General features: G+C 64.4%; 22 protein-coding genes. 6 read left to right on the forward strand and 16 right to left on the reverse strand.

The features are described 5' to 3' along the window. Nucleotides 1-120 precede the first annotated feature (120 nt). The gene (thiD, locus tag RAD04_RS21545) at nucleotides 121-921 is read right to left on the reverse strand and encodes a bifunctional hydroxymethylpyrimidine kinase/phosphomethylpyrimidine kinase (protein WP_461625354.1); all 801 of its coding nucleotides are present in this window, start codon (nucleotides 919-921) and stop codon (nucleotides 121-123) included. A 313-nt stretch (nucleotides 922-1,234) separates the two neighbouring features. Here thiD and RAD04_RS21550 point away from each other — a divergent pair, with 313 nt between their 5' ends. Further along, a complete protein-coding gene (locus RAD04_RS21550; protein ID WP_461625355.1) occupies nucleotides 1,235-3,217 on the forward strand; it encodes a PAS domain S-box protein in 1,983 nt (660 codons plus the stop codon). A gap of 95 nt (nucleotides 3,218-3,312) precedes the next feature. Further along, complete coding sequence (locus RAD04_RS21555) at nucleotides 3,313-3,558, forward strand: Lrp/AsnC ligand binding domain-containing protein (RefSeq protein WP_018317369.1); 246 nt, start codon at nucleotides 3,313-3,315, stop codon at nucleotides 3,556-3,558. Between the two features lies 1 nt (nucleotide 3,559). Here RAD04_RS21555 and RAD04_RS21560 read toward each other — a convergent pair whose 3' ends face one another. Then, nucleotides 3,560-4,486, reverse strand: a complete 927-nt coding sequence (locus tag RAD04_RS21560) for a c-type cytochrome (RefSeq protein ID WP_461625356.1) — start codon at nucleotides 4,484-4,486, stop codon at nucleotides 3,560-3,562. Between the two features lie 157 nt (nucleotides 4,487-4,643). Here RAD04_RS21560 and RAD04_RS21565 point away from each other — a divergent pair, with 157 nt between their 5' ends. Next, entirely contained in the window at nucleotides 4,644-5,060 is a 417-nt protein-coding gene (locus RAD04_RS21565; RefSeq protein ID WP_091959004.1) for a CHRD domain-containing protein, read from the forward strand. A 72-nt stretch (nucleotides 5,061-5,132) separates the two neighbouring features. Here RAD04_RS21565 and RAD04_RS21570 read toward each other — a convergent pair whose 3' ends face one another. The 6 genes from RAD04_RS21570 to RAD04_RS21595 form a co-directional block, all read right to left on the reverse strand. Further along, the gene (locus RAD04_RS21570) at nucleotides 5,133-6,416 is read right to left on the reverse strand and encodes a cystathionine gamma-synthase family protein (RefSeq protein ID WP_461625357.1); all 1,284 of its coding nucleotides are present in this window, start codon (nucleotides 6,414-6,416) and stop codon (nucleotides 5,133-5,135) included. Between the two features lie 264 nt (nucleotides 6,417-6,680). Beyond that, on the reverse strand, nucleotides 6,681-7,130 hold the full coding sequence (locus RAD04_RS21575) for a cytochrome c (protein ID WP_091959010.1): 450 nt from the start codon (nucleotides 7,128-7,130) through the stop codon (nucleotides 6,681-6,683). A 123-nt stretch (nucleotides 7,131-7,253) separates the two neighbouring features. Beyond that, nucleotides 7,254-9,563 carry a xanthine dehydrogenase family protein molybdopterin-binding subunit gene (locus RAD04_RS21580; protein ID WP_461625358.1) on the reverse strand — a complete coding sequence of 770 codons (2,310 nt, stop codon included), beginning with the start codon at nucleotides 9,561-9,563 and terminating at the stop codon, nucleotides 7,254-7,256. Between the two features lie 161 nt (nucleotides 9,564-9,724). After that, nucleotides 9,725-10,249, reverse strand: a complete 525-nt coding sequence (locus RAD04_RS21585) for a GNAT family N-acetyltransferase (RefSeq protein ID WP_461625359.1) — start codon at nucleotides 10,247-10,249, stop codon at nucleotides 9,725-9,727. A 50-nt stretch (nucleotides 10,250-10,299) separates the two neighbouring features. Continuing rightward, a complete protein-coding gene (locus RAD04_RS21590; RefSeq protein ID WP_461625360.1) occupies nucleotides 10,300-10,575 on the reverse strand; it encodes a DUF1127 domain-containing protein in 276 nt (91 codons plus the stop codon). Between the two features lie 355 nt (nucleotides 10,576-10,930). Continuing rightward, nucleotides 10,931-11,134: a hypothetical protein gene (locus tag RAD04_RS21595; RefSeq protein ID WP_461625361.1), complete on the reverse strand. Its 204-nt coding sequence runs from the start codon at nucleotides 11,132-11,134 to the stop codon at nucleotides 10,931-10,933. A gap of 86 nt (nucleotides 11,135-11,220) precedes the next feature. On the opposite strand from RAD04_RS21595, the gene RAD04_RS21600 reads away from it, so the two are divergent. Further along, nucleotides 11,221-11,370, forward strand: a complete 150-nt coding sequence (locus tag RAD04_RS21600; protein ID WP_461625362.1) for a hypothetical protein — start codon at nucleotides 11,221-11,223, stop codon at nucleotides 11,368-11,370. Between the two features lie 201 nt (nucleotides 11,371-11,571). Here RAD04_RS21600 and RAD04_RS21605 read toward each other — a convergent pair whose 3' ends face one another. The 6 genes from RAD04_RS21605 to RAD04_RS21630 form a co-directional block, all read right to left on the reverse strand. Further along, nucleotides 11,572-12,027: a DoxX family protein gene (locus RAD04_RS21605; RefSeq protein ID WP_461625570.1), complete on the reverse strand. Its 456-nt coding sequence runs from the start codon at nucleotides 12,025-12,027 to the stop codon at nucleotides 11,572-11,574. A gap of 225 nt (nucleotides 12,028-12,252) precedes the next feature. After that, nucleotides 12,253-13,779, reverse strand: coding sequence for a murein biosynthesis integral membrane protein MurJ (gene murJ, locus RAD04_RS21610; protein WP_461625363.1), 1,527 nt, complete (start codon nucleotides 13,777-13,779; stop codon nucleotides 12,253-12,255). A gap of 225 nt (nucleotides 13,780-14,004) precedes the next feature. Then, on the reverse strand, nucleotides 14,005-15,192 hold the full coding sequence (locus RAD04_RS21615; RefSeq protein WP_461625364.1) for a DegT/DnrJ/EryC1/StrS family aminotransferase: 1,188 nt from the start codon (nucleotides 15,190-15,192) through the stop codon (nucleotides 14,005-14,007). Nucleotides 15,193-15,203: 11 nt separating this feature from the next. Then, the gene (locus tag RAD04_RS21620; protein ID WP_038949052.1) at nucleotides 15,204-16,208 is read right to left on the reverse strand and encodes a Gfo/Idh/MocA family protein; all 1,005 of its coding nucleotides are present in this window, start codon (nucleotides 16,206-16,208) and stop codon (nucleotides 15,204-15,206) included. 181 nt (nucleotides 16,209-16,389) lie between these two features. After that, the gene (locus RAD04_RS21625) at nucleotides 16,390-17,802 is read right to left on the reverse strand and encodes a mannose-1-phosphate guanylyltransferase/mannose-6-phosphate isomerase (RefSeq protein WP_461625365.1); all 1,413 of its coding nucleotides are present in this window, start codon (nucleotides 17,800-17,802) and stop codon (nucleotides 16,390-16,392) included. A 7-nt stretch (nucleotides 17,803-17,809) separates the two neighbouring features. Beyond that, nucleotides 17,810-18,799, reverse strand: coding sequence for an NAD-dependent epimerase (locus RAD04_RS21630; RefSeq protein WP_461625366.1), 990 nt, complete (start codon nucleotides 18,797-18,799; stop codon nucleotides 17,810-17,812). Between the two features lie 226 nt (nucleotides 18,800-19,025). Between RAD04_RS21630 and RAD04_RS21635 the strand changes: the two genes are divergently transcribed. Next, complete coding sequence (locus RAD04_RS21635; RefSeq protein WP_104465244.1) at nucleotides 19,026-19,985, forward strand: lysylphosphatidylglycerol synthase transmembrane domain-containing protein; 960 nt, start codon at nucleotides 19,026-19,028, stop codon at nucleotides 19,983-19,985. After that, a complete protein-coding gene (locus RAD04_RS21640) occupies nucleotides 19,982-21,016 on the forward strand; it encodes an MraY family glycosyltransferase (protein WP_461625367.1) in 1,035 nt (344 codons plus the stop codon). Before RAD04_RS21635 ends, RAD04_RS21640 begins: the two co-directional genes overlap by 4 nt. Here the strand turns inward: RAD04_RS21640 and RAD04_RS21645 are convergent. Beyond that, the gene (locus RAD04_RS21645) at nucleotides 21,004-21,951 is read right to left on the reverse strand and encodes an NAD-dependent epimerase/dehydratase family protein (protein WP_461625368.1); all 948 of its coding nucleotides are present in this window, start codon (nucleotides 21,949-21,951) and stop codon (nucleotides 21,004-21,006) included. The genes RAD04_RS21640 and RAD04_RS21645 overlap by 13 nt on opposite strands. After that, nucleotides 21,948-23,168: a glycosyltransferase family 4 protein gene (locus RAD04_RS21650; protein WP_461625369.1), complete on the reverse strand. Its 1,221-nt coding sequence runs from the start codon at nucleotides 23,166-23,168 to the stop codon at nucleotides 21,948-21,950. Before RAD04_RS21650 ends, RAD04_RS21645 begins: the two co-directional genes overlap by 4 nt. Nucleotides 23,169-23,170: the final 2 nt, after the last annotated feature.

Below are 23,170 nucleotides of genomic sequence, written 5' to 3' on the forward strand. Positions count from 1 at the left end.
ATGAGGACCGAATGCGCGGCAGCAGTTTCAATGGTCACGGTGCTGCTTAGCCTCATCCTGAGAGGAGACCGCGCAGCGGTCGTCTCGAAGGACGAGGCCTACGCTCAGATGGTGCCCGCTTCAGTAGAACTTGTGGAAATGATGGATCGGACCGTGGCCATGACCGACGCTGAAGCGGTCGGCGGCTGCGATGGCCGCGCTGATCCAAGCCTTGGCGTTGCGCACGGCAAGCTCCAGACCTTCGCCCTTGGCGAGTCCCGCCGCGACCGCCGACGATAGCGAACAGCCGGTGCCGTGGGTGTTGCGTGTGGCAACGCGCGGCGCCGCAAGCGTGATCGTGCTTTCGGACGTGACGAGATAGTCGGTGCTCTCGGCGCCCTCGCCGTGTCCGCCCTTGATCAGGACTGCACGGCAGCCGAGCGCCAGCAGGCGACGCCCCTGGCTTTCGATCTCGGCCTCGCTTGCCGCGACCGGCTCGTCGAGCAGAGCCGCGGCTTCCGGCAGATTGGGCGTGATCACCGACGCCAGCGATATCAGTTTTGTGCGGAGCGCGTCGACGGCCTCGGATGCCAGCAAGCGGTCGCCGGAGGTCGCCACCATCACGGGATCGAGCACGACGTGCTTCGGCTTCCAGCGCGACAGCGCGGCCGCGATTGCATCGATGCTGGCGACCTGGGCCACCATGCCGATCTTCACCGCGCCAATGTCGAGATCGGAGAACACCGCATCGATCTGCGCGGTGACGAACTCGGCCGGGACCGGGTGAATGCCGGTGACGCCGCGTGTGTTCTGCGCCGTCAGCGCCGTGATGGCGGAGGCACCATAGACGCCGAGCGCGGCGAAGGTCTTCAAGTCGGCCTGGATGCCGGCGCCGCCGCTCGAATCGGAGCCCGCGATGGTGAGTGCGACCGGGGTCGTCATCGCCGGACACCTTTGCTGGATACGGACACAGCCATGGCCTGTCCTAGCGCGGCCGAGGAACACCGGCAAGCGCGCCGAGCCGTGTCCGACAGTGATTCGCGACGCCGTGTATTCCCTGCGAATCGGGCAAACAGCGGGCCGACTCGCCCCGCAATCGTGCGGACTTGAAAATGCAACCGCGCTGGACCCTTGGTATAGTCTCGAACCTCACCTGCTTCGCCGAAGAGCGGGAGGTGAGAGTTGAACTGTCCAGCGACACCCATGTTGCGGGCTCCCGGCCCGCAAGCCGCCTGGAACGGAATCTTGGGGTGGAATGATGTGGGCCTTTTTTGAACGTCTCCTCGACTCGTCCATGCTGTCGCCGCACGGCATCTGCCTGTTGTGGGAGCCTGAGCTGGTCTGGCTTCACGTCGTTTCGGACGCCTGCATCGCGGCCGCCTATTTTTCGATTCCGTTTGCCCTTGCGATTCTGGTCACCAAGCGGCGCGACCTCAAGTTCGGCTGGGTCTACTGGGCCTTCGCGATCTTCATCATGGCGTGTGGCCTGACCCATGTGCTGTCGATCTACACGCTCTGGGTCCCGGTCTATGGCATCGAGGGCATGGTCAAGGCGGCGACCGCGGTGGCGTCCGTGGTCACGGCGGGCGCGCTCTGGCCGCTGCTGCCGAAGATCCTGACGATCCCCTCGCCGTTCGAGCTGCGGCAGGTCCAGGCCGCGCTCGAGGAGGAGGAAATCAAGAGCCGGGACGCGACGCTGCTGCTCCAACAGGTCAGCGACGCCCAGCGCGCGATGCGCGAGAGCGTGGCGCGCCTCACCGCGATCGTCGAGACCGCGGTCGACGGGGTCATCCTGTTAGACGCGCAGGACCGCATCCTGCTGTTCAATCCGGCCTGCGAGCGCTTGTTCGGCTACTCTGCCGACGAGGTCATGGGCCGGAACGTCAGGATGCTGATGCCCGAGGCGGGCACCGCGCCCGACAGCCACGCAAGGCATTTCGCGACCGCCGGCGAGGCCATCGGCCTGCGCAAGGACGGATCGACCTTTCCGATGGACGTGTCGGTCGGCCGGACCCGGCAGGACGGCGAATTGATCTTCGTCGGCATCGTCCACGACCTGACCGCGCGCAAGCTGACCGAGCAGCAGCTCCAGCAGGCGCAGAAGATGGAGACGGTCGGCCAGCTCTCCGGCGGCATCGCCCACGACTTCAACAACCTGCTCACCGTCATCATCGGCAACGCCGAGCACCTGAGCGAGCAGCTCAAGGCGAGGCCCGACCTGCGCCGCTTTTCCGAGGACATCTGCCAGTCGGGCGAACGGGGTGCCGAGCTGACGCAGCGCCTGCTCGCATTCAGTCGCCGCCAGTTGCTGCAGCCCCAGACGATCGATTGCCGCGGCCTGCTCGAGTCCATGTTCAAGCTGCTCAAGCGCACCTTGCGCGAAGACATCGAGATCCGGACGGCCTCCAGGCCCGGCACGATCGTGGCCTTCGCGGATCGGGCCCAGCTCGAATCCGCCGTGCTCAACCTTGCGCTCAATGCGCAGGATGCCATGCCGGCCGGTGGCCACCTGACCCTGAGCACGGAGTTGACGACACTCGACGACGACTATCGCGCCCTTCACCCCGAAGTCGCATCCGGCAGCTACGTGTTGATCTCGATCACCGACGACGGCGAAGGCATGATGCCCGAGGTCACCCGGCGCGCCTTCGAGCCGTTCTTCACCACCAAGGAGGTCGGCAAGGGCTCGGGCCTTGGGCTCAGCATGGTCTATGGCTTCGCCAAGCAATCCAATGGCCACGTCTCGATCTACAGCGAGCCGGGCCTTGGGACGACGGTCCGGATCTATTTGCCGCGCGCGGACATCGGATCATCGCACACCGAGCTTTCCGATGGCGAGGACGCGGCGCCCCGAGGATACGAGACGATCCTGATCGCCGAGGACGATCCGTTCGTTCGCTCCTCAGCCATTCGCAGGGTGGAAGCTCTCGGATATCGCGTCGTTGCCGCGGTCAACGGCAAGGAGGCCTTGCAGCAGCTGCGCACCGAGCCCGGCATCGACATGCTGTTCACCGACATCGTGATGCCCGGCGGCATGAGCGGCTGGGAGCTCGCCGACCAGGCGCGGCGGATTCGCCCCGGTCTGCCGGTCCTGTTCACCTCGGGCTACGCGCTGGAGACCCTGGTCGAGCAGGGCCACGCGCATGCGCAGGCGATCGTGCTGACCAAGCCCTATCGCAAGGTCGAGCTCGCCCAGCGGCTCAGAGACGCATTCGCCGCGGCGGTGGTGACCTCCTAGGCGTGGGGCCGGCATCTGGTGGCCGGCAAGTCCGCTTGCTAAATGGTGCCGGGTTTGGCCTATTAGCCGCCAGATACGCTTTCGGAGTGCCCGCGATGGTTCCTTTTTTCGTCCAGATCAAATGCAAGCTCGGCCAGTCCTATACGGTCGCCAATGCGCTTGCCGAAGCCGAGATCGCTTCCGAGATCTACTCCACGGCCGGCCAATACGACCTCCTGGTGAAGTTCTACGTCGACAAGGACACCGACATCGGCCATTTCGTCAACGAGAAGGTGCAGGTGCTGCCGGGCATCCAGGACACCCTCACCATCATCACCTTCAAGGCGTTCGGCGCCAGCTGAGCTAACCAGCTTCCTTGCGCTTGGGCCGCGGCGGACCGTCGACCGGCGGCAGCGATTTGAGATAGTCCGCCATCGCCGCAATATCCGCCTCGGACAATTGCGAGGTGTTCTTGATCACACGCTTCATCGCGCCGCCGGCGCTGTCGCCGTCGGGCAATTCGCCGGTTTTGAGGAAATAGGCAAGATCCTTCGCGCTCCATTCGCCGAGGCGCTTCTGGGTGATGTTGGGCACCCAGCCCTCGCCTTCCGGATTGGGCCCGCCGGCAAAGCGCTGGCCCCGGCTGATGCCGCCGAGCGCGTTGCGCGGACTATGGCATTCGGCGCAATGGCCAAAACTGTTGACGAGATAGGCGCCGCGACTCCATTGCGGCGACTTGGTGCCGTCGGCGACAAAAGGCTTGTCGTCCAGAAACAGGAATTTCCAGACGCCGATGTTGCGGCGGATGTTGAACGGAAAGCCGACGTCGTGGTCGCGCACTTTGCCTGCAACGGGCGGCAGCGTCTTCAGATAGGCGAAGAGATCGAGCACGTCCTCGCGCCTTGCGTGCTGATAGGACGTATAGGGGAAGGCGGGAAAATAATGCTGCCCGCCTGGCGAAACCCCGTGCATCACCGCGTTGACGAAATCGGCGTCGGTCCATTTGCCGATGCCGTCGTTCGGATCGGGAGAGATATTCGGCGCGTAGAACGTTCCGAATGGCGACTTGATCGCGACGCCGCCGCCGAGCCTGACACGGTCGGGCTGGTTGGGCGTGGCATGGCACGACGCGCAGCCCCCGGCGTTGAACATGGCCTCGCCATTGGCAAGATTCGCCACATGGGCCGGCGCGTTGCCCACGGCCGCCACCACCGGCGCGCTGAGCCACCAATAGACGCCGGCAGCAATGAAGCCGGCGAGCAGCCCTGCGAGAATTGTTCGTTGCAACATGGGTATCCATTCACTCGACACGGCGAACCTAAGACCGATGTCGCCGCGGCTCCAGCCACGAAGAATTTAGCCCGCCCTGGCCGGAAACGGGAATAAACTGAAATGCCGGCTGTTGGAAAGTTTGGCAGCCCGAACGGGTTTCAGCAGGGAGAAAGTCATGAACAAGACCGTCATTGCCGCCGTAGCGCTTGGTGTCGTTGCCTTTGCAGGTCCGGCCAGCGCCGAAAAGCTGAAAGCAACGCTCGACGGCAAGTCCGAGGTGCCGGCAACGACCACCAGCGGCACCGGAACCGCCGATCTGGACTATGATGCCGCCAGCAAGAAGCTGTCGTGGACGGTCACCTACTCCGGGCTCTCCGGCCCTGCTACCGCCGCCCATTTCCACGGCCCCGCGGAGGCCGGCAAGAACGCCGGCGTCGCGCTCGCGATCCCGAATGCGACCGCCAGCCCCGTGAAGGGCGAAGCGACGCTGACCGACGCGCAGGCTGCCGATCTGCTCGGCGGCAAGCTCTACGTCAACATCCACACCGCGGCCAATCCGGGCGGCGAGATCCGCGGTCAGGTGACGAAGTAAGCCGCGACGCTGCTTCGTTGCGTGAAGGCCGGGCGCAGGAGGGGCGTCCGGCCTTTTCGATTCCGGCCGCGCCTAAGCCGCGTTCAGCGCCTGCGTGAGGTCGGCGATCAGGTCGGAGGGGTTCTCGATGCCGATCGAGAGCCGGATCGTGGAATCGAGCACGCCGATTTTCTGGCGGATGTCGGCGGGAACGCCGGAATGGGTCATGGTCGCGGGCAGGCTCGCGAGCGATTCCGTGCCGCCGAGACTCACCGCCAGCTTGAGGATTTGCAGCGCGTTGAGGAATTTGACCGCAGCGTCCTTGCCGCCGACGATGTCGAACGAGAAGGTGGATCCCGCCCCCAGGCATTGCCGCGCGAACACACGCCCGGCCGGCGAGGCCTCCTCGTGATGACCGAGGTAGTGGACCTTGGCCACCTTGGGGTGATCGCGCAAATAATCCGCCACGAGGCGCGCATTCGCATCGGCTTTTTCCATGCGCAGGCTCAGCGTCTCGAGCGAGCGGTTGATCATCCAGCAGGAATGCGGATCGAGCTGGGTGCCGATGGCGCCGCGGAGCGCCTTGATGCCTTTCATCAGCGCCTTCGAGCCGAGCGCGGCGCCCGCGATCAGATCGGAATGACCGCCGACATATTTCGTGAGCGAGTATAGGGAAATGTCGGCGCCGTGCTCGATCGGCCGCTGAAATACCGGCCCGAGCAGCGTGTTGTCGCAGGCGATGATCGGCGTGTGTCCTTGAGCCTTTCCGATGGAATCGGCAACGCGGCGGATCATGGCGACATCGACCAGGCCGTTGGTCGGGTTGGCCGGGGTTTCGATCAGGATCATCGAAACGCGGCCCTTGCCCATGGCCTCCTCCGAGGCCTGCTTGACCGCGGCTTCGTCGATCCCATCGGCGAAGCCGACGGCGCCGATCGACAGGCGGGCCAGCGTGTTCGTCAGCAGCGTTTCCGTCCCGCCATAGAGCGGCTGGGAGTGCAGGATGACGTCGCCGGGTCGGACGAAAGCCAGGATCGTGGTGGCGATCGCCGCCATGCCGGACGAGAACAGCGCGCAGCTCTCGGTGCGCTCGTAGATCGAGAGCCTGTCCTCGACGATCTCGCTGTTGGGATGATTGAAGCGCGAATAGACCAGTCCCGCGCCCATGCCTTCCGGCGGCTCGCGCCGGCCGGCGACGAAATCGAAAAAGTCCTGCCCGTCGTCGGCGGTCTTGAACACGAAGGTGGAGGTGAGGAAGACCGGCGGCTTGATGGCGCCTTCCGACAGCTGCGGATCATAGCCATAGGTCAGCATCAGCGTTTCAGGGTGCAGCATGTGATTGCCGATGTGGGTCTTCGACGGAAACGGTTTTACCATGGCCTGTCTCGCTGTTGATTGGGATCTTCGCCGCGCGTTGGAACTCCTGATGTGATGACGCAGTCGGGAAAGTGATGCGCCGACTCGCATCAACGCCACGGCCGTTGGCGCGAAGATAACCGCTCCCGCAGCGATCCGTCAGGCCTTGCGGACAGAAATTCCTGCCGCGCTTCGCGCCGGCGCAAAAAAGCGGCTGCTTTCGCAACCGCCTTTTTCGATTCCTTATCAGCGCCGTAGCCCGGATGGAGCGAGAACTGCGCCTCGCTATTTCAGCTTGACCCGATACGTCTCGTGGCAATCGCTGCAGCGGTCATTGATTGCGGTATACGCCGCCTTCAGGCTGGCGACATCCTTGATCTTGCCCTTGGCGTCGGCGATCGCCTTCTGCACCGGCGGGATCTTGGAGTCGAAATCGGCCTTGTTCTGCCAGACCTTTTGCGAGGCGCCATAGGTCGCGTCGACGACATCCTGCTTGGGATTGACCTCGAAGGTCTTGGCGATCTTGGCAACATCGGCCTCGATGCTGGCGATGGCCTGATCGGCAGCTTTCTTGTCGAAGGGGATGTCGCCCTTGGTCATCTTCTGGATCACGCCATACTGGTTCTTGGCGATCGCGCGCATCAGATTGTCCTGTTGGACCGCAATCTCCTGTTGCGCCATCACGGCGCCCGCGCCCATCACGAGGGCGCCCGCGACAATCATCGTCCGTTTCATTGGTCCGTTTCTCCGGCTTGCGGGATTCAGGGAATGAGACTTCGCCGGCTTCGGGGGAAGCCGGGCCCATCATGGGTAGAACCCCGCGCGGCGCGTTTATTCCCGTGCGCGCGGAGAGCTGGTTTAGAGATTGTGGCGGCGATGGTGCTCGTTGATGGCGATCCACACCCGCTCAGGCGTTGCCGGCATGTCGATGTGGTCAATCTTGTACTCGCGCCAGAGCGCATCGACGATGGCATTGACGACGGCCGGACAGGAGCCGATCGCGCCGGCCTCGCCCGCCCCCTTCACCCCCAGCGGATTGGTCTTGCAGGGAACGTTGGCAGTCTCGAACACGAAGGCTGGCCCGTCCGCTGCGCGCGGCAGCGCGTAGTCCATGAAGGTCGCGGTAATGAGCTGGCCGTCGCCCGCGCCATAGACCACCTGCTCCATCAGCGCCTGGCCGATGCCCTGCATGGCGCCGCCATGCACCTGGCCGGCCAGAAGCAGCGGATTGAGCGTCTTGCCGAAATCATCGACGATCACGTAGTTGACGATCTTGATGATGCCGGTGGCCGGATCGATCTCGACCTCCGCGAGATGCGTGCCGTTGGGATAGGTGCCGTCGGCACTGGCGAAGGTTGCGCTGCCGTTCAGCTTCGTGGGATCGGCGCCGGGGCGCTTGGCGAGGTCAGCAAAGGAGATCGAGCGGTCGGTGCCGGCGATCCGGATCATGCCGTCGGTGATTTCGAGGTCGCCCGCACTCGCTTCGAGCGCCTGAGCTGCAAACTCCTTCAGCTTCTTGCCGAGATCGCCCGCAGCACGCTCCACGCAAACGCCGCCGGTGGGAATCGAGGCCGAGCCGCCGGTGCCGAGGCCGGTCGCGATCTCCTCGGTGTCGCCCTGGCGGATATGCACGCGCTCCGGTGGCAGGCCGAATTGCTCGGCGACGATCTGCGCATAAGCGGTCTGATGGCCCTGCCCGCTCGATTGCGTGCCGATCAGCACGGTGACGTCGCCACTCGGATCGAGGCGGACATTGGCCGTCTCCTCACCCATCACGCCGCAAATCTCGACATAGCTCGCTAGCCCAATGCCGCGGATCAGGCCCTCCTTTTTGGCCGCCTTGGCGCGCTTTGCAAACTCCTTCCATTCCCCGATCTCCATCGCGCGCTTGAGATGCGCGGCGAAATCGCCGGAATCGTAGACCTTGCCCGTGGCCGTCTTGTACGGCAGCGCCTTCGGCGGGATGAAGTTCTTGCGACGGATGGCGTCCGGCGTCGTATCGAGCTTTCGTGCGCAGGCGTCCACGAGGCGCTCGATGACATAGGCAGCTTCAGGCCGCCCGGCGCCGCGATAGGCATCGACCGGCACGCTGTGCGTGAAGATGGTGCGCACCCGGCAGTGGAAGGCCTGGATGTCGTAGAGGCCCGGCAGCATGCCGGCGCCGCCATGGGGAATGTAGGGGCCGAAGGTCGACAGATACGCGCCCATGTCGCCCATCAGGTCGCAGTCCATCGCGAGGAACTTGCCGTCCTCAGCCAGCGCCATCTTCGCGGTGGTGACGTTGTCGCGGCCCTGCGCATCGCCAAGGAAATGTTCGGAGCGGTCGGCCGCCCACTTCACCGCCTTCTTCAATTTTCGCGCGGCGACCGCCATCAAGGCGTATTCCCGGTACGGAAACAGCTTTGTGCCGAACCCGCCGCCGACGTCGGGGCAGATCACCCGCATCTTGTCAGTCGGGATGTTGAGCACGTTCTGGCACAGGATGTCGCGCAGGCGGTGGCTGCCCTGGCTGCCGACCGTCAGCGTCAGATGGTCGCGCTTGGAATCGTATTCGCAGACCGCCGCACGCGTCTCCAGGAAGCTCGCGACCACACGCGGATTGACGATCGAGATTTCCGCCACCGCATGCGCCTTGGCGAAGGCAGCTTCGGTCGCGGCCTTGTCGCCGATCGAGACGTCGAACAGCACATTGCCGGCCTTGTCGGGCCAGACCTGCGGCGCGCCCTTCTTCACGGCATTGACGACGCCGGTTACCGCCGGCAGCGGCGACCATTTGACGTCGATCGCCTCGATCGCGTCGCGGGCCTGGTCGATGGTCTCGGCGACGACGAAGGCGACCGCATCGCCGACATGGCGCACCTCGTCCTTGGCCAGGATCGGGTATGGCGGGCCGGTGAACGGATCGGTCTCGAGATTGAACAGGCAGGGCAGATTGCCGAGATCCCCAACGTCGTCGGCGGTCAGGATCAGCGCGACCCCGGGCAGGCCACGGGCGCGGCTCACATCAATGGTGTATTTGGCATGCGCATGCGGCGAGCGCAGCATCAGGCAGCGCAGCGCAGCCTGCGGCGCGTAATCGTCGGTATAGCGGCCCTTGCCGCGGATGAGCGCGTCATCCTCCTTGCGCAACACGCTTTGGCCAACGCCGAACTTGATGGGAGCCGCCATTTTATCTTCCCGTTCTCATGGTTGTTTTGCCGGCATATTGCCGTGGAAAAACTGGCAAGGCAAACGGGTTTAGGGCGGGCCGTTCCCCATAGGGGCCGATGATTCGAAGCCACCCCCGACAGTTCTGGCGCGACCATGTCGGACAGCCGTGGGAAACGGCGTTAGCGGCTGAATTTCCTGACCATAAAGTACTTGTCGTAGGTGGCCTCTCCTATGCGGACGGCAGCGGGATCGGTACCGTAGATTTCAAAGCCGTTACGCTTGTAGGTGTTGATTGCAGCGGTCGATTCGAGCAGGACGGCGAGATGCACCTGCTCGACGCGTGCCTCGGCATGGGAAAGAAGCTCCTTGATGAGCCGATCTCCGACCCCTTTACCTCGGCCCTCCTCCCTCACGTAAACCGTGAAGATGTTGCCCCTGTGCTGCGATCGCCGATCTGGCGATACATAGAAGCCCGCGACGCCCATCAAGCTCCCGCATCGAAATGCGCCGAGGATCATTCCATCCAGCCAACGGCGATAAGCCGCCATCATCGGCTCCCCGCCCTCGTCCTCTTCAGGAGAACCAAACGTTTGAGGGTGCATCTGAAGCGCCTCCGCGCGAATGTCGCGAAAAAGATCGAGATCATCGACATTCAATCGTCGGATTTCCTCGTCCGCCTGAGCACCCGCAGCATGCGATATCATGATCGCCTCCTCTCCTTGTCGCAGTGAAGAACGGCAGGAATTGTGGTCCTTCACATCCCGCCACGGCCCCACAGAGTCCTCGTGCTGTCTCTCAATCTCTCGATGGCGCGTTCAGGCGCGATGCAATCGATATCGCCGCGCGTCAGACCGATGTCCATCAGCTCCTTGTCACTGAGGTCCTGCAAGGTGACCCCTGCGCGCGGCCGCCACTCCTGAAACGCACGCCAATATCGCCTGAGCAGGCTCGGGACGATGGAAAGGTCGAGGCCACGCCTTGCGGCATCGACCTCAATTTCGGGTGAGATGTTCGTCTGTTGGGGTGGCATCGCACGCTCCTGCTGTTGAGCCGGCAGGGAGCGTGGCCAAACAAAAGGCCCCGTCCGATGCCGGCGGGGCCTGGTGGAAAAGATGTCGTCATCGAATTCCTAGCGCACGACTCCTTCCACGGCCCAGCCGAAGCGGGTCATGTGGTTGCGGTTGACGGTGCGCGAGCATTTAATCATGAGACGTTGATACCATGGCAACCGCGCGAAATCAAGAGATGTGCGGAGGTCGGCTACAGCCTTGAGGCGAGCACTCTGCGGCGGCACTATGCGAGCCGCCGACGACGAGCAGGACGAGCGTCAACTCGTCGTGGAAATGCATCGAGGCGGGCGATGAAGCGCTGAAGCTTGCAATCAGTCAGAACGCTGCGGCGAGGATGATCCCGGTCAGCAGGAATTTGCCGAGCAACATCAGCCAGGCACGGTCAAGCACGAGAAAGCCGCGCCGCGCGGCAAGGAAGAGCACCGGCAGCAGAATGGTCCAGCTTCCCGGCGTACACTCAGACGCCGTGCCTAGGTGATTGTCATGGCGAGCTAACGGTTCTTCCGAGTGTTTCAGCATGTTGCCACTTTTAGGAGGACTTGTCGCGTGGGTTCAGATCGGCAACACTGCTCGGATTTCCAGTAATTGCTTTAATGGGTGTCCTCATGCCCGAAACATTGGAAATCCTGTTGTGGTGTGCCGCGCTCGCGACGTGGCTGATGCTTTCCTTCAGGATTATAAGCGAGCACCTGAAGCCGCTCTCGAATCTCGTCAGTTATCTGCTCGAGGTTGCTTTCAGGCACAAGGCGAAGTGACGCAGTAACGGCCGCAAAGGCACGGCTTGGCAGCTGCCGAGCTGGCAGAGCTGCGCGTCGCGTTGATGGCGTCAAGACGAACCGACCGAGCGGCACATCGTGCGGCTGCAGCCTCTCGCAACTCTGCTGGGGCCGACGATGCTCACTCTAAGCAAGTTATTGGCTATCAGGCTGAGGAAGCGGCTGAAACGAACAACGCTGCTAGCCTGCCAGCCTCCGATCGAGGGAGAACCGGCCCCCTCCGGTGACCAGGATCAACAGAGCGCCTCCTGATATCGAGATGTTCTTCAGGAAATTATTGTACTGCCCGATCTGTTGCGGACCGGCGGGATATTCCCAGTAACGATGTGCGATTGCAGTAGCCGACAATACAAATAGAAAAATCAAAATTGCGCAGTAGCGCGTACCAATGCCGAGTATCAAACCAACCGATATCAGTATTTCCAGGATGACGGTGGTCATCGTGAACAGCTGCGGCACTGGAAGGTTGAGCGACCGAAAATAACCCACTGAGCCACTGAAGTTGGCAAGTGCTCCATACGCGCTTCCAACAAACACCCATGCAAGCAGGATGCGGCCGATCAGGATCAGCAGGTCGGCATTGCTGGTGGCGAACTGGTCGATCCGAGATGTGGACCAGGGAGAGCGAAATGACATGGTCACTGCCTCATCGCGTTGCTACCTGAGGACGGCACCTGAATATCGAGATCGTATCACGATTGGCGAACCGCATGAAGGCGCCCGGCGGGGCATGACGCGCTGTAGACCCCTGGTACCTCGCAGGCCCAACAAACGGTCCATCCGCTCACGGCGTTGGCCGCGTTCAAAGCGATTCTTCGGCGCGGTGACGGCGGGGTAGGAGTGTTGGCTTTCGGCACACGCCTAGCCGCGCACCAGCGAAACCAGCCAGCTGCGGCCGAACAGGATGAGGATCGTGAGCACATAGGCGATTGTGCCGCCGACGGCGAGCAGCACCAGCGTCAATTCGTCATGGAAGCGCATCGAGGCGAGAGCTGAAGCGCTGAAGTGCGCGATCAACCAGAATGCGGCGGCGAGGATCAAGCCGGTCAGCAGGAATTTGGCCAGCGACATCAGCCAGGCGCGGTCCAGCACGAGAAAGCCGCGCCGCACGGCGAAGAACAGCACCAGCAACAGATTGGTCCAGACGCCGACGGCAGTTGCGAGCGCAAGTCCGATCTGGGCCAGCGATCCCATCAAGGCGACCTTCAGCGCGACGTTGACGGCGATGCCAGTCAGCGATGCCCGCACCGGCGTCGCTGTATCCTTGCGGGCATAGAAGGTCGCAACCGCGCTGCGGATCAGCACGAACGGGATCAGGCCGATGGCGTAGGCCGCGAGCGTGCCGCCCGCGGCGACAGCGTCGGCCTTGGAGAAGGCGCCGCGTGCGAACAGCGCGCGCATGATCTCGTCGGGCACGGTGAGGAAGGCCGCAACGAACGGGATCGAGAACAGCAGCGTGAAATCGAAAGCGCGGCGCTGCGCCTTCATCGCACCGTCATGGTCATTGGCGGTGATCCGGCGCGACATCTCCGGCAGCAGCACGGTGCCGATGGCGATGCCGATCACGCCGATCGGGAGCTGGTTGAGCCGGTCGGCATAATAGAGCGCCGACAGCGCGCCGGCAGGCAGGAAGGTCGCGATGATGGTGTCGGCGAACAGCGCGACCTGCGTGCCCATCGAGCCCAGCGTCGCGGGGCCGAGTGCCTTGAAGAAACCGCGGACGTCTTCGTCGAGCTTGAGCGGCGCAAAGCGCGGCAGGCCGCCGTGACGGGCGAGATCGCCGGCCAGCAGGAAATATTGCAGGAAACCGGAGATCAGGACGCCCCAGGCAGCCGCATGGCCCGCGCTCGGAAACCAGACGGCGACCGCCAGCGTCATCATCATCGAAACGTTGAGGAAGATCGAGGCGGCCGCGGCGCTGGCAAAGCGCTGCATCACGTTGAGCATGCCGCCATAGAGCGTCACCAGCGTGATCAAGAGCAGATAGGGAAAGGTGATCCGGGTCAGCTCGATCGCGAGCTTGCGCTGCTCGGCGTCGTCACTGAAGCCCGGTGCGAGGATGCGCATGGCCTGCGGCATGAACAGCCAGGCGACGATGAGCAGCACCACCTGCGAGGCCAGCAGCAGCGTGAAGATGCGGTCGGCGAACAGCTTTGCCGCCCCCTCCCCCTTCTCGCCATGGACGTGGGCATAGGCCGGCACCCAGGCGGCGTTGAAGGCGCCCTCGGCGAAGATCGCGCGGAAATGATTGGGCAGCCGCAGCGCCACGAAAAAGGCGTCGGCCACAGGGCCGGCGCCGAGGATCGCCGCGAGCATGATGTCGCGGGCAAACCCCGTCAGCCGCGAGAGCAGCGTATAACCACCGACCGTGAAGATGCGTCCGAGCATGTGTCCCTTCTAGAGACTTATCGGACAGAGGTCGATTGCATCTTGCGATGCGCATTGCTGCGCCCTCTCCCCTTGTGGGAGAGGGCAGCGCCGCAGGCAGATACAAACTCAATCGGGTGAGGGGTCTCTCTCCAGATCGAAAGCGCGGAGAGAGACCTCTCACCCGTCTCGCCGCTGGACGCGGCGAGCCACCCTCTCCCACAGGGGGAGAGGGAAGAAGCGAAATCAGCCCGCAAGCGCTCCGCGGACGGCGGCGATGATTCGCTCCTGGTCGGCTTCGGTCAGATAGGCGTGCATCGGCAGGCTGATGACGTCCTGCGACAGGCTCTCGCAACCGGGCAGGCCGCCCTCGGCGACCGGATATTGCTTGTAGGCGGTCTGCTGATGCATCGACTTGCCATAATAGATCGCGGTCGGCACGCCCTGGGCCTTCAGCGCGGCAGCGAAGCCGTCGCGGTCGGTGCCCTCAGGGAGGCGGATGGTGTACTGCGCCCAGACCGAGGTATTGCCGGGGCTGAGGCGCGGCACGGTGACCACGTTGGACAGCCCGCGCGCATAGCGTTCGGCGACCTTGTTGCGGGCGGCGATCTCGTCGTCGAAGATCTTCAGCTTCTCGATCAGGATCGCGGCCTGCATGGTGTCGAGCCGGCCGGTGAGGCCGAGGCGGACGTTGTCGTATTTGTCGACGCCCTGCCCGTGCACGCGGATGCTGCGCAAGGTGGCTGCGAGCTCGTCGTCATCGGTGAAGATCGCGCCGCCGTCGCCGAAGCAGCCGAGCGGCTTTGCCGGGAAGAAGCTGGTCGTGGTGGCGAGCCCGAAGGTGCCGAGCTTGCGGCCCTTGTAGCTTGCGCCAAAACCTTGCGCGGCGTCGTCGATCACGAACAGGCCTTCGGCCCTGGCGATCTCGGCGATGGCATCGTGGTCGGCGGGCTGGCCGAACAGATCGACCGGAATGACCGCAACCGGCTTCAGGCCGGCCTTGCGGGCAGTCGCGATGCCGCGCTTCAGGGACTCCGGGCTCATATTGAAGGTGGTCTCGTCGACATCGACGTAGACAGGGGTCGCGCCCATCCGTGCCGCCGGCGACGCGGTCGCGATGAAGGTGAACGACGGACACAGCACGGCATCGCCGGGACCGACGTTCTTTGCCATCAGCACCATGAGAAGCGCGTCGGTGCCGCTGGCGCAGCCGATGACGTGCTTGGCACCGCTATAGGCCGCAAGCTGCTTCTCGAGCTCGGCGACTTCAGGGCCATTGACGAACTGGCAGTGGTCGAGAACGCGCTTGACCGCGGCATCGAGCGAAGCACCGAGCCGGCGGCGCTGCGAGGCGACGTCGATGAAGGGAATGGGTTCGGAACGCAGATGCTGGTTCATAGTCTGGTTCTTGGCGCCTTCTTGAATGGTCGACATGGATGAAGGGTTCAGCCGGCGACGCGGCGCGGGCCCTTGAGGGCGGGCGATTTGGCCGCGGGCCGTGACGGCGTCTCCAGGCATTGCGTGGCGATCTCGAGGCTGGCGACGCCTTCGTCGCCGGTGACCGCCGGCGTCTCGCCGTTGCGCACCGCCTTGAGGAACGCGATCAGCTCGGCACGGAGCGGCTCGTCGTGTCCGACCGGCAGATGTCGCATCGAATAGCTGCCGTCGGGCTTGAAGCCGAAGCACTCGGTGACCTGGCGCGTGAGCAGATCGCCCATCACATATTTGCCGCGGGTGGCGACCGTGACGCTGCGCGCCTTGAACGGCGTCAGCCAGTTGGTGTTGATGTGGGCGAGCACGCCGCTCTCAGTGCGGAACTGCAGCAGCGCGATGTCCTCGCGCTCGGCGACCGCGCTCGACAATTGCGGCTGCACCTCGACGATGTCGGATTCGGTGAACCAGCGGATCAGGTCGATGTCGTGCACGGCGAGGTCGATGACGACGCCGACATTGGACATGCGCGGCGGGAACGGGCCGACGCGGGTGATCGCGATGGAAAGAATGTCTTCGCCAGCGATCGCCTGCTTGACGGCGGCAACCGCCGGATTGAAGCGCTCGACATGGCCGACCATCAGCGTGACGCCGGCCTTTTGCGCGGCGGCGACGATCTCGCGGCCCTCCTCCACCGTGGATGCGATCGGCTTCTCGACCAGAACATGAATGTTCTTGGCGATGCAGGCGAGCGCGACCTCGTGATGTAGATGGGTGGGAGCTGCGATGGTGACGGCGTCGATGCCTTCAGCGAAGAGCTGGTCGAGGGTCTCGAAGCTTGCGCAATTGGCAAGTTCCGTCGCGCGAGTGCGATGTGCCGGCGAAGGATCGACGACGCCGACGAGGCTGACGCCGGGAAGACCCGCAAGCACGCGCGCGTGGTTGCTCCCCATCACGCCAGCGCCAATGACGCCGACGCGCAAGCCGGCCTTTGCCGGTGCAGACCCTTTGGAACTCATCTGAGTAAACCCCGATTCAACGCAAATCCCCGGCGCGCTTCTAGCACGGACGCCACATTTGTGGCGAATGCCGCCTTGGCGGCCCGGACACGATTTGATTCAAAAAGTTACACGTTCCCCGGGCCTTAAGCCGAAAAGTATGGCTTCTTTGGCCCGGGTCGCGTGATTCGGAGTTTGCTGGTTACGACCTTTGATAGTCGTCTTCAATCCGGATGATGTCGTCTTCCCCGAGATAGCTTCCAGTCTGGACCTCGATCAGTTCCAGCATGATTTTACCGGGGTTCTCCATCCGATGGACGGCGCCCATCGGGATGTAGATCGACTCGTTCTCGTGCACCGTCTTCACGGCCTCGTTGACGGTGACGCGGGCGGCGCCGCGGACCACGATCCAGTGCTCTGCGCGATGATGGTGCTTCTGCAGCGACAGCCGCCCGCCCGGCTTCACCACGATGCGCTTGACCTGGTGGCGCTCGCCATTGTCGACGGACTGATAGCTGCCCCAGGGCCGGTGCACCTTGAGATGCTCCTCGGTGACCTTCGGCGCGACCGCCTTCAGCTTCGTGACGAGACGCTTCAGGCCGTTGGCATCCTTCTGGCGCGAGACCAGCACCGCATCGGCGGTCGCGACCACGACGAGATCATCGACGCCTTCGAGCGCGACCAGCGCGGAATCGGTGGTGACGTTGCAGTTGCGGGAATCCTCGAACACCGCACTGCCGTGCGACGCATTGCCTTGCGCGTCCTTGTCGGAGAGCTCCCACACCGCGTGCCAGGAGCCGACATCGGACCAGCCGCAGGACACCGGCACCACGGCTGCGCGCGAGGTCTTCTCCATCACGGCATAGTCGATCGAGATCGCCTTGGCCGCGCCGAACGCCTCGGGCTCCAGCGTGACGAAGCCGAGATCGCGGCCGGCATTGTTGACCGCGTTGGTGACGGCCTCGACGCTTCCCGCATCGACCCTGCAATACTCGTCGAGCAGGACGCTCGCCGGGAACATGAAATTGCCGCTGTTCCAGAGATAGCCCGAATTGACGTAGTCGGAGGCCTTCACCGCGTCCGGCTTCTCGACGAAGCGCGCGACCGCATGCACCTCGCCGGAGATCACCTCGCCCGGATTGATGTAGCCGTATTCGGTCGCCGGCCGCTCCGGCTTGACGCCGAAGGTGACGATGCGCCCGGTGCTCGCGGCGTTACGGCCCTCGCGGCAGGCGGCGACGAAAGCGGCATTGTCCTGCACGACGTGGTCGGCGGCGAGCGCGAGCACGATGGCTTCACTGGCGCGGTTCTGCGCGAACACGGCGCCGGCCGCGATCGCGGGACCAGAATCGCGACGCATCGGCTCGAGGATCACGTCGGCCTCGATGCCGATCTCGGCGAGCTGCTCCAGCACCATGAAGCGATAGGACGCGTTGGTGATGACGATCGGCCGGTCGAACAGGGAGGGATCGGAAACGCGCTGCAGCGTGTCCTGGAAGGTCGAGCGCGTGCCGAACAGCGGCAGGAACTGTTTTGGCCGCACCTCGCGCGAAGCCGGCCACAGCCGCGTGCCGGCGCCGCCGCACATGATCAGGGGGATAATGCGTTTGTCCATCGTCATCTCAAACCTTGAAGTAGTCCCGATACCAGGTGACAAAATTATGGACCCCATGCTCGATCGGCGTTGACGGTGCAAAGCCGGTGTCGCGCATCAGGTCCTCGACATCCGCGAACGTTTCCAGCACATCTCCCGGCTGCATCGGCAGCAATTCTTTGATCGCCGTCCGGCCCAGCTCCCGCTCCAGAAGCCCGACGACGTGCATCAGTTCCTCCGGATGGTGATTGCCGACATTGTAGAGCTTAAACGGCGCATTTGCGGCAGCCGGATCGTCCGCAGGCACAAGATCGATCAGCTTGGATACTACACGTGTGACATCATCAACATAGGTGAAGTCGCGACGCATTCGGCCATGGTTAAACAGCCGGATCGGCTTGCCCGCCATGATGGCGTTTACGAACAGAAACATGGCCATGTCAGGCCGTCCCCATGGCCCGTAAATGGTAAAGAAGCGCAGGCCCGTGACCGGCAGGCGATAGAGATGGCTGTAGGACTGCGCCATCACCTCGTTCGCCTTCTTGGTCGCGGCGTAGAAGCTCACGGGATGGTCGGTCCGGTCCGCAACCGCAAATGGCAATTTTGTGTTGGCGCCATAAACGGAGGATGACGAGGCGTAAACGAGATGACGACAGCCGCTGTTGCGGCAGCCTTCGAGCACGTTGAGAAAGCCCACCAGATTGGAATCGGCGTAGGCATGCGGCTGCTCGATCGAGTAGCGCACGCCGGCCTGCGCCGCGAGATGCACGACCTCCGTAAAACGATGTTGCGCAAACAGCGCCGCCATCGTCTCGCGGTCGGCAAGATCGGCCTCGACGAAGGAGAAGCGAGTGTCGTTCTGCAACAGCGCGAGGCGCGCCCGCTTCAGTGCCGGATCGTAATAGCTGTTGAGATTGTCGAGCCCGACGACGGTGCGGCCTTCACCCAGGAGCTGCCGGGCGACGTGAAAGCCGATGAAGCCGGCGGCCCCGGTGACCAAAATCGCCTGATCCGTCATCCTGTTCCCTGGGGATCCCTAGCCCGATCCTGTTTAGCCGTCACCTCAAGGTGATCGCAATAGGCCCGCCGCGGCTCATCCGCTCCATAATGCCCCTCCACGAGAGCCCACGAGAGCCTCACGAGGGCTATTGCAAGATCGGCGCCAAAACCATACCAAAGCGGCCGAATTCGGCGCTCGCGTCGGGTTGCCTCAAATCTTCGCAAACCCTGTTCATGCGGGCGAGATGCGCCGAATCCTGCTGTCGACGGCCAAAATCCTGATTTCCGCGGCGCTGCTCTATCTGGCGCTGCGCAAGGTCGATCTGTCCGAATTGTTTTCGCGCTTCACCGTGACCAGCTTGTTCTGGATCGGCGCCGCGATCGCGGTCACCTTCCTGCAGATCTTCGTCGGCGTGCTGCGCTGGCGCGAGATCAGCGCGGTCTGCGGCGCGCCGCTCGAGCTCGGCCGCGCCATGCGCTACAACGTGATCGGCTCGTTCTTCAACCAGACCCTGCCGTCGGCGATCGGCGGCGACGCGGTCCGGCTCTGGCTGGTCGCGCGCGCCGGCGCCGGCTGGCGTGCGGCGACCTACTCGATCTTCGTCGACCGCGCGATCGGCTTGATCGCGCTCGCGATTCTCATCGTCGCGAGCCTGCCCTGGAGCTACACCCTCATCACCGATCCGCACGGGCGCTCGGCGCTGCTGCTCATCGATTTCCTGGCGCTCGCCGGCGGCCTCGGCTTCCTGGTTTTCGGCGCGCTGAAATGGCGCTGGCTGAAGACCTGGTGGGCCACGCATCACATTCACGCCTGTGCCGTGATCGCGAACCGCGTGATCTTCAGCCGCAGCCGCGGACCGATCATCGCAATCCTGTCGGTGCTCGTTCACGTGCTCGCCGTCGTCATCGCCTGGTGCGTCGTGCAGTCGATTGCGGCCCCGGTTCGCTTCAGCGACGTCTTCCTGCTGGTGCCGCCCGTGATGCTGATCACGATGATGCCGATCTCGATTGCCGGTTGGGGCGTGCGTGAAGCCACGATGAGCCTGGCGTTCGGCTTCGCCGGCCTGGCCGCCAACGAGGGCGTCAACGTCTCGCTGCTGTTCGGCGCCGTGTCCTTCATCGTCGGCGCGTTCGGCGGCCTGGTCTGGATCCTCAGCGCGGAGAAAGCCGCGCAGGGGTCGGCGCCGATCGGAGTGCCGGAGTGACGACCCTCGTCGCGGGTCCGGACCTTGCGGCCGGGCTGGTGCTGTTCGCGCTTGCGCCGGCCGTGCTGGCTGCGCTGATCTCCGCCTGCATCACCTGGTGCAGCATGCCGCTGCTGCAGCGTTATGCACTGGCGCGTCCGAACGCTCGCTCGTCGCACAAGATACCGACCCCGCAAGGTGCGGGCATCGCTGTTGTCGCGGCCACGCTGCTGGTGGCTGCGTCCTGGGCGGCCTGGACGTACGGCGCGATTCCCTTGCCTCTGGTCGGCTCCGCCGTCGTGATCGCGATGGTCGGACTTGTCGATGACATCAGGCCCCTGCCCGTGCTGCTCCGCCTCGCGCTGCAGGCGGGAGCCGTGGCCGCCGTCGTTTTCACGACACCGGAGACCGCACGCATCGTGCCGGCGCTGCCGCTGGCGCTGGAGCGCGGCCTCATCCTGCTCGCCGGCATCTGGTTCGTGAACCTCGTCAATTTCATGGACGGGCTCGACCTGATGACCGTGGCGGAGGTGGTGCCTGTCACGGCCGCGCTCGGATTGCTCGGATGGTATGGCGACCTCTCGCCATCCGGGGCGCTGCTCGCCACGGCGCTGTGCGGGGCCCTGCTTGGCTTTGCGCCGTTCAACCGCCCAGCCGCAAAGGTCTTCCTGGGCGATGTCGGCAGCCTGCCGATCGGCCTCTTGCTCGGCTGGTGCCTGCTCGAGCTCGCCTGGCACGGACAGCCCGCTGCGGCACTGCTGCTGCCCGCCTATTATCTTGCGGATTCCACCATCACGCTGTTTCGCCGCATCATCAGGCGCGAACCATTCTGGTCGGCCCACCGCACGCACTTCTATCAGCGCGCCACCGACAACGGCTTTAAGGTCAAGCAGGTGATCGGCGAGGTGTTCGCGCTCAATCTCGTGCTGGCATTGCTTGCCATCGTCAGCGTTCGCGCCGGCTCGATGCCGGTCGCGATCGTCACCCTGTTCGCGGGCGCGGGCGCGGTCGCCTTCGTGCTGCGGCGCTTCTCCCGCCCTCAGGCATCCTGAGCCGACAGCGCCAGCCGCAACCCCTCGTCGAGGGAGACCTGCGGCTGCCAACCGGTCGCGAGCGCCTTGGAGATGTTGAGCTCGAGCGAGCCGATCAGGCTGTCATGCGTATCCTGCCGGCCCATGACATTGAGCAGCGTGCTGAGCAGGCCCGGCGGCACGCCGAACAGCCGCAGGTTCTTGCCGGACGCTTGGGCCAGACGGGTGATGAATTCGGGCGTCGAGACCTGCTCCCTGTCGGCGACGAGGAATATCTCGAAATTGCTGGCGGGATCGGGATGGCCGAGCCGGCGCAGGATGAACGACGACAGGTTCTGCACGGCAAGGAAGGCGCGCTGGTTGCGGATCGCGGCAACGGGCAGCGGCAACCCGAGCTGGACCGCGCGCGTCAGCAGCGCAAAATTGCCCTTGGCACCCGCGCCATAGACCAGCGGCGGCCGGATCACCGAGATCTTCATGTCGTTGTCGCGCGCCAGCGTCCTCAAGCCCGCTTCGGCCGCAGCCTTGGACATGCCGTAGAGGCCGCGCGGCGTCAGGATGTCGCTCTCGCTGAAAGGGGCGCGGCCCTCGTTGCTACGGCCGTGCACGAGCACGGTGCTGATGAAGACGAACTGGCGCACGCCGGCCGTCGCCGCACAGCGCGCCAGATGCAGCGTGCCGGCGATGTTGACGTTGCGGTAGAGCTGGACCGCGTGCTCCTCGTGCTTGTGGTGCACGCGCGCGGCGAGATGAACGACGGCGTCGACGCCTTCCAACGCGGCTTGCCAATCGGTCTCGGGACCGATCGTCTCGATCACCACCTCGTCGTCGGCACCTTCCGCGTGACGGACCGCGCGGCGGACCGACCATCCCTCGCGCTGGAGCGCCGGCACGACATGACGGCCGACGAAGCCGCTCGCTCCCGTCACCAGCACGACCGGTTTCTTCTCGCTCATCGTTGCTCCGAAAGGTTCGGGGTGTGCAACAATTCGTCGATCACACCGGCATAGGCGTTCATCGCCGTCGTCCGGTCGAATCGCAATGCCGTCCTCACCGCGCGCTCCGTCATCGCATCGTCGTTGGAACGGGACGCCGCGCGGATCGCCGCGGCGAGCTGGTCCGGGCGGCCCGGCGTCACGACCCAGCCGAGCCCGTTCTCCACCACCGTCAAGGCAGCCTCGGCCTCCGGCTCGGACACCAGCACCACGGGACGGCCGACCGCCAGCAGATTGTAGAACCGGCTCGGCACCGACACCCCCGCAACGTCCTTCCTGTATGGAATGATCCAGAGATCGGCGGACGCCAGCAACGCCTCGAGCTCGGCATCCTCGACCCGTCCGACAAAGGAGACATTGGGCAGGTTCGCCGCCGCCTGCAACTGCTTCAGCCGTTCGAAGCCGATGCCCCAGCCGGACAGCAGGAAGTGAATGTCGGCCTCGCCCTTCAGAAGCCGCGCCGCCTCGAACGCGATCTCCGGATCGTGGGTGAAACCGAGATTGCCCGACAGGCCGACGATGAAGCGCGCGGAAAGCGCCTTGCGGAACGGATTGTCCGAATTGACCGGCCGCGGCGCGGGCACGAGCGTCGCCCAGTTCGGGATGAAGCGGATCTTGTTCCGCCTCATTCCGGCATAGCTCAGCAGCGGCCGCTCAGCGTCGCGGCCGATGGTGATGACGGCATTGAGCGCGCGGAACATCAGGCTGTTGGCGGCGCGCATCGTCCGCGTCACAAACGAGCCCGGCTTCAGCAGGCCCGCCATCACCAGCACGTCGGGAAAGAGGTCGTGCATGATCAGCGCCGAGCGTGCGCCCTTGAACCTGGCTGCTGCCGCCACCGCGTAAGGCAGCATGAACGGTGCGGTGACCGTGAGCACAACGTCGCCTGCCTTGAGCTCGCGCAGCAAGGCGAAGAACGTTCGCGCCGCGAACAGCAGCTCCGAGACCCCGCGCCGCACCAGCGCCGCCTTGCCCGCCATGCGGTTCTTGATTGCGATGACGCGCGGCTTGCCCGGGCCGGTCTGCAAGTCCGGCAACGCGCCGGGCCAGCCCGAGAGCACGACCACCTCGTGCTCGGCGGCGAGACGGCATGCGATCTCGGCCATGATCGCCGCCGTCGTGCTGGTGTCCGGCGGATAATGCTGGCTCGCGACGACGATCTTGCCCCGAGGCTGCATGG

This window comes from Bradyrhizobium sp. 25ACV (genome assembly GCF_054863005.1).

Excerpts from the sequence above, each read along its gene's own strand:
- thiD (WP_461625354.1), bottom strand. The coding sequence starts at position 921 with ATGACGACCCCGGTCGCACTCACCATCGCGGGCTCCGATTCGAGCGGC.
- RAD04_RS21550 (WP_461625355.1), top strand. The coding sequence starts at position 1,235 with ATGATGTGGGCCTTTTTTGAACGTCTCCTCGACTCGTCCATGCTGTCG.
- RAD04_RS21555 (WP_018317369.1), top strand. The coding sequence starts at position 3,313 with ATGGTTCCTTTTTTCGTCCAGATCAAATGCAAGCTCGGCCAGTCCTAT.
- RAD04_RS21560 (WP_461625356.1), bottom strand. The coding sequence starts at position 4,486 with ATGTTGCAACGAACAATTCTCGCAGGGCTGCTCGCCGGCTTCATTGCT.
- RAD04_RS21565 (WP_091959004.1), top strand. The coding sequence starts at position 4,644 with ATGAACAAGACCGTCATTGCCGCCGTAGCGCTTGGTGTCGTTGCCTTT.
- RAD04_RS21570 (WP_461625357.1), bottom strand. The coding sequence starts at position 6,416 with ATGGTAAAACCGTTTCCGTCGAAGACCCACATCGGCAATCACATGCTG.
- RAD04_RS21575 (WP_091959010.1), bottom strand. The coding sequence starts at position 7,130 with ATGAAACGGACGATGATTGTCGCGGGCGCCCTCGTGATGGGCGCGGGC.
- RAD04_RS21580 (WP_461625358.1), bottom strand. The coding sequence starts at position 9,563 with ATGGCGGCTCCCATCAAGTTCGGCGTTGGCCAAAGCGTGTTGCGCAAG.
- RAD04_RS21585 (WP_461625359.1), bottom strand. The coding sequence starts at position 10,249 with ATGATATCGCATGCTGCGGGTGCTCAGGCGGACGAGGAAATCCGACGA.
- RAD04_RS21590 (WP_461625360.1), bottom strand. The coding sequence starts at position 10,575 with ATGCCACCCCAACAGACGAACATCTCACCCGAAATTGAGGTCGATGCC.
- RAD04_RS21595 (WP_461625361.1), bottom strand. The coding sequence starts at position 11,134 with ATGCTGAAACACTCGGAAGAACCGTTAGCTCGCCATGACAATCACCTA.
- RAD04_RS21600 (WP_461625362.1), top strand. The coding sequence starts at position 11,221 with ATGCCCGAAACATTGGAAATCCTGTTGTGGTGTGCCGCGCTCGCGACG.
- RAD04_RS21605 (WP_461625570.1), bottom strand. The coding sequence starts at position 12,027 with ATGTCATTTCGCTCTCCCTGGTCCACATCTCGGATCGACCAGTTCGCC.
- murJ (WP_461625363.1), bottom strand. The coding sequence starts at position 13,779 with ATGCTCGGACGCATCTTCACGGTCGGTGGTTATACGCTGCTCTCGCGG.
- RAD04_RS21615 (WP_461625364.1), bottom strand. The coding sequence starts at position 15,192 with ATGTCGACCATTCAAGAAGGCGCCAAGAACCAGACTATGAACCAGCAT.
- RAD04_RS21620 (WP_038949052.1), bottom strand. The coding sequence starts at position 16,208 with ATGAGTTCCAAAGGGTCTGCACCGGCAAAGGCCGGCTTGCGCGTCGGC.
- RAD04_RS21625 (WP_461625365.1), bottom strand. The coding sequence starts at position 17,802 with ATGGACAAACGCATTATCCCCCTGATCATGTGCGGCGGCGCCGGCACG.
- RAD04_RS21630 (WP_461625366.1), bottom strand. The coding sequence starts at position 18,799 with ATGACGGATCAGGCGATTTTGGTCACCGGGGCCGCCGGCTTCATCGGC.
- RAD04_RS21635 (WP_104465244.1), top strand. The coding sequence starts at position 19,026 with ATGCGCCGAATCCTGCTGTCGACGGCCAAAATCCTGATTTCCGCGGCG.
- RAD04_RS21645 (WP_461625368.1), bottom strand. The coding sequence starts at position 21,951 with ATGAGCGAGAAGAAACCGGTCGTGCTGGTGACGGGAGCGAGCGGCTTC.
- RAD04_RS21650 (WP_461625369.1), bottom strand. The coding sequence starts at position 23,168 with ATGCAGCCTCGGGGCAAGATCGTCGTCGCGAGCCAGCATTATCCGCCG.